The sequence below is a fragment of the Paenibacillus lacisoli genome (assembly GCF_030580655.1).
Classification (GTDB): domain Bacteria; phylum Bacillota; class Bacilli; order Paenibacillales; family Paenibacillaceae; genus Paenibacillus; species Paenibacillus lacisoli.
Window position 1 is genome coordinate 32,773 of the sequence record NZ_JAUQTB010000005.1, and the last position, 15,633, is coordinate 48,405.

Consider the following 15,633-nt stretch of genomic DNA (forward strand, 5'->3'; position numbering starts at 1 on the left):
AACTCCAGATTAGGGTTAGTTCCCCTGCACAATAGGATGTGCATTCCATTCGCACAGGCCTTCAACCAGACTGTCCATCGTCGCCTCTTTGGCGAGAATCTCTACCTTCAGTCCGGCTTCCTCTGCCGTGCGGGCTGTCAACGGCCCGATGCAGGCTATCGTGACTCCTTCCAACAGCTCTACCGGCTCTTGCACACCCATACGTCTAACAATTTCCATAAAATTACTCACGGTCGATGAGCTGGTAAACGTGATGGCATGAACAGCCCTCTCTTCCAGGAGCTTCAGCAGCTCATCATCGTCCTCCCCGGCAAGTATCGTCTCGTAGACATCAGCCTCCGTAACCTCCAGCCCCATCTCCCGCAGCTGCTGCGGCAGCCAGGCGCGTGCGAGATCGCCGCGCGGCAGCAGCACCTGCTGGCCAGGCAGCAGACGGCTGCCGAAATCAGCCAGCAGACTCTCTGCCTGGAACGGGCCATGTACCTGTTCTGCCGCAATACCGCGGCTGCGGAGCGCGGCACAGGTGGACGGCCCTACCGCAGCGATCCGTGCTTTATAGAGGGAGCGTATATCTTTGCCCCGATCCTCAAGATGTCTGAAGAAGTAATCGACGCCGTTCACACTCGTAAAGAAAACCCAGTCATACCGGTCAAGCTGTTCAAACGTTGTGTCCAGCTGTGCCCGTGTGTCTGGATTACGCGGCATTACGGTCTCGATAACCGGATACTCATAAGGTTCACCGCCCAGCTCCTCAATCTGATGTACCAGGCTGCTGGCCTGGGAGCGGGAGCGGGTTACAAGAATCCGCTTGCCGAACAGCGGCAGGGCTTCGGCCCATTGAAGCTTCTCCCGAAGACGGACTACCTCGCCAACAATGATAATAGCAGGAGCCTCAAACCCAGCCTGCTTTACTTTGTCTTCTATATCTTCAAGCGTTCCGGTCAGCGTCTCCTGCTCAGCCCGTGTGCCCCAACGAATCAGGGCCACCGGTGTACTGGCAGGACGCCCGTGCTTGATCAGCTGTTCACTGATATAGCCAATTTTCGCCACACCCATCAGGAATACCAGTGTTCCTGTAGCATTCGTCACCTTATCCCAATGGATGCTGCGGTCCAGCTTATCCGGGCTCTCATGCCCTGTAATAATAGACAATGAAGAAGCATAATCCCGGTGGGTGACCGGAATTCCCGCATAAGCGGGTACACTGATGGCTGATGTGATGCCCGGTACCCATTCATAAGGAATTCCGTGATCACGCAGCAGCTGCGCTTCCTCGCCGACCCGGCCGAATATCGTCGGATCTCCGCCTTTAAGGCGTACGACCATTTTGCCCTGTAGGGCCAAATCCACCAGAAGCTGGTTGATTTCCTCCTGCTTCATCGTATGCCTGTCCGGCAGCTTGCCGACATAAATTTTCTCCGCACCCTGCTTCATCAGCTTCAGCAGCCGAGGGCTTGCCAGCCGGTCGTACACAACCACATCCGCCTTCTGAATGCATTCCCAGCCTTTGACTGTAATTAACCGTGCATCTCCAGGACCTGCTCCCACCAAGTATACCTTCCCCGCCATGCCGTCATCCCCTAACTTGTGCCAGAATCTGTTCTGCTCCCTTGGCGATCAGCCGCTCGGCAACTGCGCTTCCCAGCGCAATAGGATCTGTTCCTGTCAGCGTCTCTTTCAGGATCAGTCCACCCTCCGGCTCTCCCACCATACCCGTTAATTGTATAATGTTTTCACCGGAAGGGAAATGACTGTCTTCACCCTGCGCCCATACAGCGAATGCACCGATCGGTACCTGACAGCCGCCGTTCAGAACGCTGAGGAAGCGGCGTTCTGCTGCCACCGTCAGCTCGGTAGCACGGTCATTGTAGAGTCGAAGCAGTGCAAGCAGCTCTTCATCATCTGCACGGCATTCAATACCAAGCGCACCCTGCCCTACTGCCGGCAGACTGATATCTGCGGGCAGGTAAGAGGTTATCCGATCCTGCCATCCCATACGGTGCAGACCGGCCGCTGCCAAAATAATAGCTTCGAAGCCCTCGGTTTCCAGCTTGCGCAGCCGGGAATCAATATTGCCGCGAACCGGCTCCAGCACCAGATCCGGACGGTAAGCGCGCAGCTGGCTGGCACGGCGCAGACTGCTCGTCCCTACCTTGGCGCCCTGCGGCAGCTCATCAAGCGATGCGCCATTCCGGGAAATGAGGCAGTCCCGAGCATCTACCCGGCGTGGAACTGCACCATTGATCAGTCCTTCCGGAAGTTCAGACGGCATGTCCTTCATACTATGTACCGCCATATCAATCTCCGAAGACAGCAGCGCCTGCTCGATTTCTTTAACGAAAAGGCCTTTACCGCCTACCTTCGACAGCGTAACATCGAGAATCCGGTCACCTTTTGTTACGATTTTACGCACTTCAAAATCAAACTGAAATCCCTCACGGGCACTGATTGTCTTTAAATCATCAATGACATGTCCTGTCTGTGTCAGTGCCAGTGCACTTTGTCTGCTTCCTACCACGATCGTCCGCATATTATTCCTCCTGATTTTGGGCAATCCATGCCTCAATCTGCTGCCGTGACCAGCTCTCCTGAGTGAGCATATAACGTTCGAAAAACGCCTCACCGGCCATTTGCTTCAACAATCTGCTTCTCGCTTCCGGAGAACTTACTTTCTCCCGGATCACAAGCCGCATTTGGTACAACAAGTCCATATAAGCTTCATATTCCGGCCCGAACAGCTCTTCCAGGCAGGTAGTAATCCGCTTGGAGACCGCTGGCCCTGCACCAGAGGTGGAGACCGCCAGCGTGAGCCGCCCCCTGCGCACAACCGAAGGCGTCATGAAGCTGCCGTACTGCCCGTCATGTGCCACATTGACCAAAATTCCCGCTTTCCCCGCCTCGGATGCGACCCGTTCATTCAAGTCCCGCTGATCGGTTGCCGCATATACAAGAAAGGCGCCCTGCAGATCCCCGGTCATATAATCCCGGTTCACCCAGCGCAGCCGCCCTTCGTCTGCCCATGCACGTATATCATCCGAGGCCGACGGGCTTACCACCGTAATCTTGGCCTCTGCGGCAAGCAGCCCGTGCACTTTGCGTTCAGCGACGCGGCCGCCGCCAACGATCACAACCCTTCGTCCTTCACATCGAATCATGAGCGGCAGCAGTTCAGCCATATAATTACCCCCATGCCCAGTGATGAAAGGCAGACCACGTATTCACCACAAAGTTCAAAATAATAAAGGCGTACGCAATGAGTGTCCATTTGGCCATATTCAAGCCGGAACGGTTGCGGTACCTTTTGAACACCAGATAAAAGATATAAACGCCGAGGGCCGCCACCGTTGCCCATACCTTCAGATCAAGCAGCAGCGCCCACTTGTTCTCCGCGATGATGGACAGTACCGCTACAATGACAGATACGGCGAGCAGCGGCGTACCGATCAGCATCGCATGATAGGAATACTTGTCCATCAGCTCAAGACTGGGCAGACGACGAACGGTGTCATTCCACTTCTTGCGCTTGAGACGCCTGTGAAGGAACAAATACATGACCGCAAACACAGCAGCAACCGTCAAGGCGGCAAAGCTTAGATTAGCAAGTGTAATATGCAGCACCAGCAATCCATGCACCATATACCAGCCGCTTCCCAGCGGCGTATCGCCGGCCTGGAACCAGAACCTGTTCAATACTGCCACAGCGAAGCCGACAATACCCAGCAGCAGCACAGCGAATTCCGAATTCCTGAACCGGCCCATCACCAGTGCGGTAAGCACCAGACTGAACGAGAACAGGAACAAGAAATCGTAAGCTGTAAAAATCGGCAGATGCCCCTCAGTCCAGGTACGGAGCACCAGGTGGCAGAGCTGCAGCAGAATAACGACAACAAGAAGCCCTGTGCCCGTTCGCTTCGCACCCGCATTACGTCGAATGCAATCCGAGAAAACAAACAGAAGGCTCAGGGCATAAATATAAATCATCGTATCATATATAAAACTGTTCGCCGGCAAGAGATCACCGCCTTACAGATTGGCCGGCGCAAATGCGGCCGGTAAGGCACCGCGGGTATTGCCCGACCCCTTCTGTGTGCGGTCAACCTGTTTATGAGTCGCTGAAGCATGGCTTTGCTCCACTTTCTCGGCTGCATCTTCCAGCCGGTCCTCCAGGGCAAAGATATGAGTGAACATCTCTAATGCCTCAGCCCCCTGCTTCTCAACCGCCATTTCCTTGATGCGGTTAATCGGGTCGGAAGACATTTGGTTCACGATACTCTTCGTCAGACGGCTGATCACCTTGCGCTGATGCTCATCCAGCTCCGGAAGTTTGTTGAACAGACTCTCCAGGGTCTCCTGGTGAATCGCGGCTCCCTTCTCCTGCAGAGCGCGAATGACCGGTCGCACCCCCAATGTCTTCAGCCATTGATAGAAAGCTTCCGTCTCGTTCTCGATCATAACCTCGATCTTGGCTGCCTCGGTACGGCGCATTTCGAGATTGCTCTCCACGATGCCTTCCAGGTCGTCAATATCATACAGGAATACGTTCGACAGCTGACCAATGGCCGGATCAATGTCACGCGGCACCGCGATATCAATCATGAACAGCGGCCGGGCCTGACGGCGCTTCATGCCCTCGCGCACGGTGTCTGCATCCAAAACATACCCTTCGGCGCCGGTCGAGCTGATGACGATATCCACATCGGACAGACGGGCCATACCTTCTTCAATCGTGCAAGGCGTCCCATGAAACTTGGATGCAAGCTCCTGGGCGCGGGCCAGCGTACGGTTGGCAACGACAACTTCCGCCGCACCGCCGGCATAGAGATGCTTCACCGTCAGCTCGGACATTTTGCCAGCCCCGAGAATCAGAACCTTTTTATCTGTAAACATGCCAAAAATCCGCTTGCCCAGTTCAACCGCCGCATAGCTGACTGATACTGCACTTTCGCCGATCGTTGTTTCAGAATGAGCACGCTTGCCCAGCGTTACTGCCTGCTTAAAAAGCATATTAAACCAGGTTCCTGTGCTGCGCTTGGCTTGGGCTGTCAGGAAAGCATGTTTAACCTGTCCCAGAATTTGCGTCTCGCCGATGACCATCGAATCGAGCCCGCACGTTACACGCATCAGGTGATTAATAGCCTGTTCGTCTTCATAAATGTAAAGGTGCTGTGTAAACTGTTCACGCGGCACCTGAAACCACTGTTCCATAAAACTCCGGATAAAATAACCGCACATATGCAAGCGGTCCACAACTACATATAATTCTGTACGGTTGCATGTCGCTACAATAACGCCTTCCAATACACCCTTGGTCTGCTGAAGCTGTTCCAGCGCTTCCGGCAAATCCTTTTCCGCGAATGTAAAACGTTCCCTGACTTCCACAGGCGCCGTGCGATAGTTCAACCCAACTACGACGATGTGCATTGCAAGTTCACCTGCCTAATCTATTTCAATACGTATGGATTTCATTTGGTAATAAGCTTTGTCCTCTAACCTTTGTTAAGTATATCACATCTATCCGGCCGTCCCGGCCGTTTTTATGAAATGTTTATGAAATCCTCATTCTGCATTTTTTTGTCAATGGTTTGGCTGCACCTCTTATCCCACAATACATATTTAGCTTTTTCATTTGATCCGCACTTTATTCCCAGCATATGAAATCCGTGTTTCGGTTGGTGCTCCTATTCCAAATAAAAAACGGCACCTGCACAGGTGCCGTCTCTTTGTCCTTATTCTTCGCTTGTCGTTCCTTCGGCTGGCTCACTGCCTGTATTTAAGCCCGCGTAACCGGCAATGACTGCCCACAGCTCTTCACGGCCGATCCCTTCCTCGGAAGAGAACTGAATAAACGGATCACCAGGACGCAGTCCCAGATCTTCCTTGATCACCTTCGCATGCTTGGCCCGGCGTGAACGGGGAATCTTGTCCATTTTGGTTGTTACCACACAGACCGGAAGCCCGTGGTGCTTCAGCCAGTCGTACATCATAATATCGTCTTTGGTCGGCGGATGCCGCATGTCGATCATCTGCATGACCAGCTTCAGCGGTTCGCGTTCCAGCAGATAATTCTCCATCATCTGTCCCCAGGCGGCGCGCTGGGTCTTGGACACCTTGGCATAACCGTAACCCGGAAAATCGACAAAATAAATGTCGTCATTGATAAGGTAGTAGTTCAACTGCTGGGTTTTGCCCGGTGTAGAGCTTGTACGAGCCAGGTTCTTGCGGTTGATCATCCGGTTGATCAGGGATGACTTACCTACATTGGAACGGCCGCACAAGGCAATCTCAGGCAGCCCATCCTCCGGAAATTGGTTTGGACGGACCGCACTGATAATAAAATCGGCTTTTGTTACTTTCATGTTCGGATTAATTCCTCTCTAATGCACACTTGCTTGCTGTACAAGGGCATGCTGCAATACTTGATCCATATGTGCTACAGGTACAAATTCCACTTCCTGCTTGATACTGTCCGGGATGTCCCGCAGATCGCGCTCGTTGTCCTTCGGGAGAAGAATCTTTTTATATCCCGCCCGGTGGGCAGCCAGCGATTTCTCTTTGAGTCCGCCGATGGGCAGCACCCGGCCCCGCAGCGTAATCTCGCCAGTCATGGCAATATCCTTTGACACATGGCGGTTGGTCAGAGCAGAGATAAGAGCCGTAGCGATCGTAATACCAGCTGACGGACCATCCTTCGGAATAGCGCCTTCAGGGATATGAATATGGATATCGTTCTTCTCGTAAAAATCAGAAGGAATACCCAGTTCGCCGGCCTTGGAACGGGTATAGCTGAAGGCAGCTTGTGCCGATTCCTTCATAACATCACCGAGCTTACCGGTAAGGATCAGCTTGCCGGAACCAGGTACAACCGTAACCTCAATCGTCAGCGTCTCGCCGCCCACTTCGGTCCAGGCCAGCCCGGTTACCGTACCAATCTGATCCTCCAGCTCCGCAACACCATATCTGAACTTCGGAATGCCCAGGTAGTCCTTAATGGCTTCGGGTGTAATGGTCAGCTCCTCCAGCTCACCAGAGACGATCGACTTGGCCGCCTTTCGGCACAGGGAAGCCATCTGCTGCTCGAGATTCCGCACGCCGGACTCCCGGGTATACTCCCGGATGACCTTCAACAGGGAATCTTCACCAAGCACCAGCTGATCCTCTGCAAGTCCATGCTCCCGCTTCTGCTTCGGCAGCAGATACTGCTTGGCGATCTGCAGCTTCTCCAGCTCGGTATAGCCTGGGATGTAAAGCGTCTCCATCCGGTCCATCAGCGGCCGCGGAATATTATGCGCGGCATTCGCCGTCGTCACGAACATGACGTTTGACAGATCAAAGGGCAGCTCTACGAAATGGTCGCTGAACGTATTATTCTGCTCGGGATCGAGCACTTCGAGCAGAGCAGAAGATGGGTCGCCGCGGAAATCCGACGCCATCTTATCGATCTCATCCAGCAGGAACACCGGGTTCATCGTCCCTGCTGTCTTCATGCCCTGGATGATTCGGCCAGGCATCGCGCCCACATAAGTTCTGCGGTGGCCGCGGATCTCGGCTTCGTCGCGTACACCGCCGAGCGAGATACGAACGAACTCTCTGCCAAGCGACTTCGCAATGGAGCGGGCCAAGGAGGTCTTACCCACCCCCGGCGGTCCTACCAGGCAAAGAATCGGGCCTTTGATCTTCTTGACGAGCTTCCGCACGGCCAGATATTCCAGCACGCGCTCCTTCGGCTTCTCGAGACCATAATGATCTTCATCCAGAATCTGTTCCGCCTTCTGGATATCGAGGTCATCAGCCGTGGTCTCGCTCCAGGGCAGGCTCAGCAGCCAGTCCACATAGTTGCGGATTACGCCGCCTTCCGCAGAGCTGGCAGGCATTTTCTCCAGACGGTCGATCTCTTTCTCTACCCGTTCACGAACCTTCTCCGGCAGCTCCGCTTTCTCCATCTGGCTGCGAAGCTCTTCCACTTCACCGGCACGGCCTTCCTTCTCGCCGAGCTCCTTCTGGATCGCTTTCATCTGCTCACGCAGGTAGTATTCCTTCTGGGTTTTCTCCATCTGCTTTTTAACACGCTGATTGATCTTACGTTCGAGCTCCAGTACCTCGCGCTCGTTATTGAGAATATCGAGCAGCTTTTCCAGCCGGCTGCGCACATCGATCGTCTCCAGAATTTCCTGCTTATCCCTGATCTTCAGCGCCAGGTGGCTTGTGATCACGTCTGCCAGACGGCCGGGCTCTTCGATATCTGACACGGCTGCAAGCGTTTCCGGTGTTACCTTTTTCGACAGATTGATATAGTTCTCGAACTGGGACAGTACGGTCCGCATCAGGGCGTCTGTCTCGGGATGGGAATGTTCATCCTCCGGCAGTTCCTTTGCCATAACCTCGTAAAATTCTTCATGATCTGTATAATTTATAATTTCAGCCCGTTCCAGGCCTTCTACGAGCACTCGAATCGTTCCGTTCGGGAGCTTCAGCATCTGCCGAACCTTGGCTACCGTACCGATCCGGAATATATCCTCTTGTGTAGGTTCTTCAATATTTACTTCCGATTGAGAACACAGGAGAATCAAATTATCATCTACCATCGCTTTTTCCAAAGCCTTGACCGATTTCTCCCGGCCCACATCGAGATGCAGTACCATACTCGGGTAGACGAGAAGTCCTCTCAAAGGCAGTAAAGGAAAACGACGACCTTTCGATTTGTTCGGTCCCATCGCTTTCGCACCTCCAATGGCTCTCAGGTTGTAATCATTACATATTCTATCAAAAGATGCATTAAAAAACCAATGAGGGTCAAGCGTTAGCAAGACCCTGTATCGGTTACCGTGCTGCCAGAGCCTGATGCGTCGGCCTGCAGGAATGAAGCAGGTGCCGGCGAGAAGGCTTCAGTATTACTGTTCACTTCTGTCTCCATTTGCATTCCTTCCCCGAACACCTGACGAAACACATCGCTGACCGTCTCAACGGGAATGACCTTCACCTGCTCCAGACTGCCGAAGATCGACTGCCAGTTATCCGCCGGAATCAGAACCGTTTTGGCTCCCGCCTGCACCGCAGCCTCCACCTTGGCGAGCACACCACCAATCGGCTTGACTCTTCCGTGAATACTGACTTCTCCCGTCATGGCTGTCTCATGATCCACCGGAATGCCGCGGATGGCTGATGTAATGGCGGTCGCCATCGCAATCCCTGCTGATGGACCATCAATCGGAGTCCCCCCCGGGAAATTGATATGAAGATCATAATCAGCCGGACGCAGTCCTTGGGAGCGAAGGACCGTCAGCACATTCTCAATCGACCCTTTGGCCATGCTCTTACGCCGAAGTGTACGTGAACCGCCGCCGATCTCCTCTTCATCCACTACACCGGTAATATTGTAAGTGCCTTGTCCTTTGGCAGCAGGAACCGCCGTAACTTCAATCTCCAGTAATGTCCCCATGTTCGGACCATAGACGGCCAATCCGTTCACGAAACCTACCTGCGGCTGCAGAGGAACCTTGCGGTCAGGACGGGGCTGAATCTGGCTGCTGCCTGCGACCCACTCCACATCAGAGGCTTCAAGCGTCTCCCTTTGCTCCGTGAGGGCCAGGCCAGCAGCCAGCTGGATCATATTGACGGCTTCACGGCCATTGGTAGCATAACGCTTAACGACCTCCACCGCTTCCGGACATTCCTTGAATCCCAGCTTTTGTACGGCATCGGCAGCAATCCGCCCAATCTCTTCCGGGAGCAGAGAACGGAAATAGATCTCCATACAGCGCGAACGAAGCGCCGGCGGCAGCTCATGCGGCGACCGGGTCGTCGCTCCGACAAGCCGGAAATCGGCTGGAAGCCCGTTCTGAAACACATCATGGATATAAGCAGGTGTATGCGAATCCTCGGAATTGTAGTACGCACTTTCCAGGAATACCTTGCGGTCCTCAAGTACTTTTAACAGCTTATTCATCTGAGTAGGATGTAATTCACCGATTTCATCAATAAACAAAATCCCTCCGTGTGCCTTTGTGACGGCACCCGGCTTCGGCTGCGGAATCCCCGCAACGCCCATCGCACCGGCTCCCTGATATATCGGATCATGTACAGAGCCGATCAGCGGGTCTGCAATGCCGCGCTCATCGAAGCGTGCAGTTGTCGCGTCCAGCTCGGTAAACTTGGCATCCGATTTGAATGGGGATGAAGGATTCTTTTTCGCTTCCTCCATGACAACCCGTGCCGCGGCCGTTTTGCCGACTCCCGGAGGACCATAAATAATGACATGCTGGGGGTTGGCACTGCACAGCGCAGCCTTCAGCGCCCGCAATCCATCCTTCTGCCCGACAATATCCTGCAGCGTCTCCGGACGTGTCCGTTCTGCAAGCGGCTTGGTCAGGGAAATGGAGCGCAGCTTGCGCAGCTTGTCCAGCTCTTTCCTGGATTCCCGGTCCACTGCACTGCGGTTCGTTTTCTGACTCTTAAGCAGATTCCAAAAGTACAGCCCGATCACTACGCCAAAAAACAGTTGAACGAGCATGATAATCGCCGTTAGTTCCATTCGTAACATCTCCCGCTCTCTGAAATGGCCGCTATGAAAAGACGGCTATACTAAGGTAGTATAGCCTTTTCATTTGTTGCTAAACTCTTAGAAAGCAACTTATGGAATTTTGCAGAATACGAATGAAAAAAGACGGCTCGGAACATACCGAAGCCGTCTTTAATGCTGCATGCCTAACGGATAAAGATCAGGAGATGGTCTCGGGCGTATGGCGTTCTTTACGTCCAATAATCTCCCCGGTTGCTTCAAAATGAGCTACGATCTGATCGATTTCCTTCTTGAGCTCCTGTACCATCTCGCTCTCAGGTACTTTACGGATCATTTGCCCATGACGGAACAGCAGCCCTTCACCCCGTGCACCAGCAATCCCGATATCTGCTTCTTTCGCTTCACCAGGTCCATTCACCGCACAGCCCAGAACAGACACCTTAATTGGCACCTTCAATTTGGCGATATACTCTTCCACCTCATTGGCAATGGAGAAAAGATCAATATCCAGGCGTCCGCAGGTCGGACAGGATACGAGCGTAGCCGCATTCGTGATCAGGCCAAAGGCTTTCAGCAGCTCACGAGCTACCTTCACCTCTTCCACCGGGTCCGCACTCAAAGAAATACGCATCGTGTTACCAATTCCCAAGGAGAGCAGCGCACCCATACCTGCCGCACTCTTGACGGTACCGTTAAACAATGTGCCCGCCTCGGTGATACCCAGATGCAGCGGGTAAGGAATGACTTCAGCCGCTTTGGTGTAAGCCGCAATCGCCATTGGCACATCCGATGCCTTAAGCGATACGATAATATCATGGAAATCCAGTTCCTCTAGAATCCCAATGTGATACAAAGCGCTCTCTACCATAGCCTCAGGTGTCGGGTAGCCGTATTTGTCCAGCAAATGCTGTTCCAAGGAACCGGCATTTACGCCGATCCGAATCGGAATTCCTTTCTCCTTGCAGGCCTTCACGACCGCTTCCACCTTCTCGCGGCGGCCGATGTTACCCGGATTAATCCGGACTTTGTCGATCCCGTTCTCAATCGCCAGCAGAGCCAGCTTATAGTTGAAGTGAATGTCCGCCACGAGCGGAATATGAATGCGTTTTTTGATTTCCTTAATTGCAGCAGCAGCTTCTTCGTTGTTCACCGTAACACGTACAACCTGACAGCCCGCTTCTTCCAGACGCAGAATTTCCGCCACTGTTGCCTCAACGTCAGCTGTCTTGGTCGTACACATACTCTGGATAATAACTTCGTTGCTTCCGCCTATTGTCAAATTACCGACTTTTACAGGTCTTGTATCTTGTCGTAAGAACATTATTCTTTTCTCTCCCATAACGTCAAAGCTCCACCCCCTCATCCTGGCACAGCAGGACTGGATGGAAGTGGAGATGACGATTCATGATTTCGAGATCGCGGAATGGAATGCCTTAGGCGCTCTCTTCTTGTTTTTTATCCTTATTATCAGAACCGGCGAGCAGCTCAGGAATCATACGGTCCTGAACCACCTGCTCTGTAATCACACATGTCGTCAGATCTTCGCGGGAAGGAACTTCATACATGATTTCAAGCATGATGCCTTCAATGATCGCACGAAGACCGCGTGCACCCGTATTGCGCTTGATCGCTTCACGGGCAATAGCTTCCAGTGCCTTAGGTTCGAATTCCAGCTTCACATTGTCCAGTTCCAGAAGCTTCTGATACTGCTTCGTCAGTGCGTTCTTAGGTTCGGACAAAATGCGTACCAGTGTCGTCTCATCCAGCGGCTCCAATGTGGAGATAACCGGCAGACGGCCTACGAATTCCGGGATCAGACCAAATTTCAGCAGGTCTTCCGGCAGAACCATTGTCAGGTATTCACCTGGCTTGAGGTCTTTCTGCTCGGCAGATGCATTAAATCCGATCACTTTTTTACCAATACGGCGCTTGATCATTTGCTCCAGGCCGTCAAAGGCACCGCCGCAGATGAACAGAATATTGGTCGTATCGATCTGGATGAATTCCTGATGAGGGTGCTTGCGTCCGCCTTGCGGTGGAACTGAAGCTACAGTGCCTTCCAGGATTTTCAGCAGAGCCTGCTGCACACCTTCCCCGGATACGTCACGGGTAATGGAAGGGTTCTCGGATTTGCGGGCAACTTTATCGATCTCATCAATATAGATGATACCGCGTTCCGCCTTCTCCACGTCATAATCTGCCGCCTGAATCAGCTTCAACAGGATGTTCTCGACGTCTTCACCTACATAACCGGCTTCGGTCAGGGAAGTAGCATCTGCAATTGCAAACGGTACATTGAGAATTTTCGCCATGGTCTGAGCCAACAGCGTCTTACCTGAACCGGTAGGTCCAAGCAGCAGGATGTTACTCTTTTGAAGTTCAACATCATCGATTTTGCTCTGCGTATTAATACGTTTGTAGTGGTTATACACCGCTACGGACAGCGATTTCTTGGCCTGTTCCTGTCCGATAACATATTGGTCGAGGATGTTACGAATTTCCATTGGTTTCGGAATATCCTTCAGATCCACTTCTTCCTCGTGGCCGAGTTCTTCCTCTACGATTTCAGTACACAATTCAATACATTCATCGCATATATAAACCCCTGGTCCTGCTACAAGCTTGCGAACCTGATCCTGGGATTTGCCGCAAAAAGAACATTTGAGCTGTCCCTTTTCATCATTAAATTTAAACATGTAACCACACCCCTTTACAGATTGATCGGTCTGGTAAGAACTTGGTCAATGATACCGTATGCTTTGGCCTCTTCTGCGTCCATGAAGAAGTCGCGATCCGTATCACGCTCGATTTTATCAAGGGGTTGACCTGTCCGTTCCACATAAATCTGGTTCAGCTTCTGACGAGTCTTGATAATCCAGTCTGCATGGATCTGGATATCGGAAGCCTGACCTTGAATGCCGCCGAGCGGCTGATGGATCATCACTTCACTGTTGCTGAGGGCATACCGTTTGCCCGGTGCGCCTGCTGTCAACAGCAGCGACCCCATACTTGCGGCCATACCTACACAAATCGTAGATACATCCGGTTTGATGAACTGCATTGTATCATATATACCCATACCGGCGGTAACAGAACCACCAGGCGAATTGATGTACAGATGAATATCTTTCTCCGGATCCTCGGCCGCCAGGAACAGCAGCTGAGCAATGACGAGATTGGCTACATCATCGTCTATCGCACTACTCAGAAAGATAATGCGATCCTTGAGCAACCTGGAGTAAATGTCATAAGAACGCTCTCCGCGATTCGTTTGCTCGACAACCATAGGTATCAGACTCATTACGACCAACCTCTTTTCTTTGGTAAATGATCTTCTACGATCGGACTTCTGAAATATTTTAACACGTTCAGGGTCCCATGTCATTTTTTCGATACAGAATACCTTCAACTTCACGAAAAAATCATAATTCGTTCGTCTATTCCATCGAGGCCGTTACACTTATGTACAAGTTATGCCGGGAGGCTATTCACCTTTGCAGGTGATCGGCGCTTTCAACATTATATGTCTGATTCTCGGATCGTATCCCGCATGACTTGAGGCCTTATCCAGTTTGTTGGACTTTCATCCATAAAATGGATAGCCTTAGGTAAAAATAAGGCACGCGTTCGAAAACTACGTGCCTTATCACTCAACCTGACTGCCCTAAGGGAAGCAGGCTATTATTCTTCTGTAGTTTCAGCAGCTGGAGCTTCAACTTCTTTGCTGTTTTCAACGAGGAAGTCAATGGTCTTGCGAAGAGCAAGCTCTTCACGAAGGCTGCCCAGGGAGCCGTTAGCTGCCAGGATGCTGCGGATTTCTTCAGCGGAACGCTTGTAAGCTTCGCCCATCGTGTTCAGCTCTTCGTTAATTTCATCTTCGCTGACTTCGATGTTCTCCGTCTTAGCGATCTGCTCCAGAACCAGATTGTTGCGAACGCGTTTCTCAGCGTCAGTTTTCATCTGCTCTTGCAGGTCTTCAGTCGTTTGACCGGAGAAGCTCAGGAACATTTCCAGGTTCATGCCCTGGTTGCGAAGACGGTTGTCGAAATCACGCATCATGTTCTGAACTTCACTCTGAATCATGGACTCAGGGATGTCGATTGTAGCACCTTCTGCTACTTTCTCTACCACTGCGTTCTCACGGGCAGCTTTAGCTTCGCTTTCTTTGCGGCCTTCAAGCTGTTTCTTCAGATCTTCTTTGAACTCAGCCAGTGTATCAAATTCACTTACATCTTTGGCAAACTCGTCGTCCAGTTCAGGAAGCTGTTTGCGTTTGATTTCGTGAACTTTCACTTTGAAGACAGCGGCTTTACCAGCCAGCTCTTCTGCATGGTAAGTCTCAGGGAATGTCACTTCAACATCCTTGAAGTCTCCAGTAGCCATACCGACTACTTGCTCTTCGAAACCTGGGATGAAGCTGTTGGAACCGAGTTCCAGAGAATAACGCTCAGCTTGTCCACCTTCGAATTGAACGCCGTCAACGGAACCGTCGAAGTCGATTACTGTGATGTCGCCGGATTGAGCAGGCTCGTCATCGACAACAACCAGCTCGGCATGACGCTGCTGCAGACGCTCAAGTTCTTCAGCTACTTCTTCGTCAGTAACTTCAAATTTCACAGCCGGAACTTCTACACCTTTGTAGTCGCCCAGAGTTACTTCTGGTTTAACCGTAACTTTTGCTTTGAATTTGAAAGTTTCGCCTTTTGCGAACTGGTCGATCTCAACGTCAGGACGATCTACAGGGAAGATATCTGTTTGGTCAACAGCTTCGCTGTACACTTCTGGAAGAAGGATGTCGATCGCATCTTGGTAGAGACTCTCTACGCCATAGCGTTTTTCAAAGATCGGCCGAGGTACTTTGCCTTTACGGAAGCCAGGTACGCTAACTTGTTTTACAACTTTGTTAAAAGCTTTGTCCAGTGCAGATGCTACGCGTTCTGCATCTACTTCAACTTCAAGAACCCCAAGGTTCTTCTCTATTTTTTCCCACGTTGCTTTCATCTTATGCTTTCCCCTCCAAAAATAATTCCATTGGTCACGTTATCAACACGCACAAAATAACCACTTTAGTATAAACCAATACCCTTACCTTTTTCAAGGATAAAACCTTACGGGCT

At 51.8% G+C, this 15,633-nt stretch carries 12 protein-coding genes; all 12 read right to left on the reverse strand.

The annotated features are described in order from the left end of the window. Positions 1-15 precede the first annotated feature (15 nt). Entirely contained in the window at positions 16-1,569 is a 1,554-nt protein-coding gene (cobA, locus tag Q5741_RS10810; protein ID WP_305024103.1) for a uroporphyrinogen-III C-methyltransferase, read from the reverse strand. A gap of 4 nt (positions 1,570-1,573) precedes the next feature. After that, a complete protein-coding gene (hemC, locus tag Q5741_RS10815; RefSeq protein ID WP_305024104.1) occupies positions 1,574-2,530 on the reverse strand; it encodes a hydroxymethylbilane synthase in 957 nt (318 codons plus the stop codon). A gap of 1 nt (position 2,531) precedes the next feature. After that, positions 2,532-3,176, reverse strand: a complete 645-nt coding sequence (locus Q5741_RS10820) for a precorrin-2 dehydrogenase/sirohydrochlorin ferrochelatase family protein (protein WP_305024105.1) — start codon at positions 3,174-3,176, stop codon at positions 2,532-2,534. Positions 3,177-3,180: 4 nt separating this feature from the next. Next, a complete protein-coding gene (gene ccsA, locus Q5741_RS10825; RefSeq protein ID WP_305024106.1) occupies positions 3,181-3,981 on the reverse strand; it encodes a cytochrome c biogenesis protein CcsA in 801 nt (266 codons plus the stop codon). 42 nt (positions 3,982-4,023) lie between these two features. Continuing rightward, entirely contained in the window at positions 4,024-5,421 is a 1,398-nt protein-coding gene (gene hemA, locus Q5741_RS10830; protein WP_305024107.1) for a glutamyl-tRNA reductase, read from the reverse strand. 305 nt (positions 5,422-5,726) lie between these two features. Further along, positions 5,727-6,356, reverse strand: coding sequence for a ribosome biogenesis GTP-binding protein YihA/YsxC (yihA, locus tag Q5741_RS10835; RefSeq protein WP_305024108.1), 630 nt, complete (start codon positions 6,354-6,356; stop codon positions 5,727-5,729). 18 nt (positions 6,357-6,374) lie between these two features. Further along, on the reverse strand, positions 6,375-8,711 hold the full coding sequence (gene lon, locus Q5741_RS10840) for an endopeptidase La (RefSeq protein ID WP_305024109.1): 2,337 nt from the start codon (positions 8,709-8,711) through the stop codon (positions 6,375-6,377). 86 nt (positions 8,712-8,797) lie between these two features. Then, entirely contained in the window at positions 8,798-10,528 is a 1,731-nt protein-coding gene (lonB, locus tag Q5741_RS10845) for an ATP-dependent protease LonB (RefSeq protein ID WP_305024110.1), read from the reverse strand. Positions 10,529-10,715: 187 nt separating this feature from the next. Continuing rightward, positions 10,716-11,837: a flavodoxin-dependent (E)-4-hydroxy-3-methylbut-2-enyl-diphosphate synthase gene (ispG, locus tag Q5741_RS10850; RefSeq protein WP_305024111.1), complete on the reverse strand. Its 1,122-nt coding sequence runs from the start codon at positions 11,835-11,837 to the stop codon at positions 10,716-10,718. Positions 11,838-11,949: 112 nt separating this feature from the next. Beyond that, a complete protein-coding gene (gene clpX, locus Q5741_RS10855; protein ID WP_305024112.1) occupies positions 11,950-13,212 on the reverse strand; it encodes an ATP-dependent protease ATP-binding subunit ClpX in 1,263 nt (420 codons plus the stop codon). A 14-nt stretch (positions 13,213-13,226) separates the two neighbouring features. Continuing rightward, on the reverse strand, positions 13,227-13,817 hold the full coding sequence (gene clpP / locus Q5741_RS10860) for an ATP-dependent Clp endopeptidase proteolytic subunit ClpP (protein WP_305024113.1): 591 nt from the start codon (positions 13,815-13,817) through the stop codon (positions 13,227-13,229). 380 nt (positions 13,818-14,197) lie between these two features. Next, positions 14,198-15,517, reverse strand: a complete 1,320-nt coding sequence (tig, locus tag Q5741_RS10865; RefSeq protein ID WP_305024114.1) for a trigger factor — start codon at positions 15,515-15,517, stop codon at positions 14,198-14,200. Between the last annotated feature and the right edge of the window lie 116 nt (positions 15,518-15,633).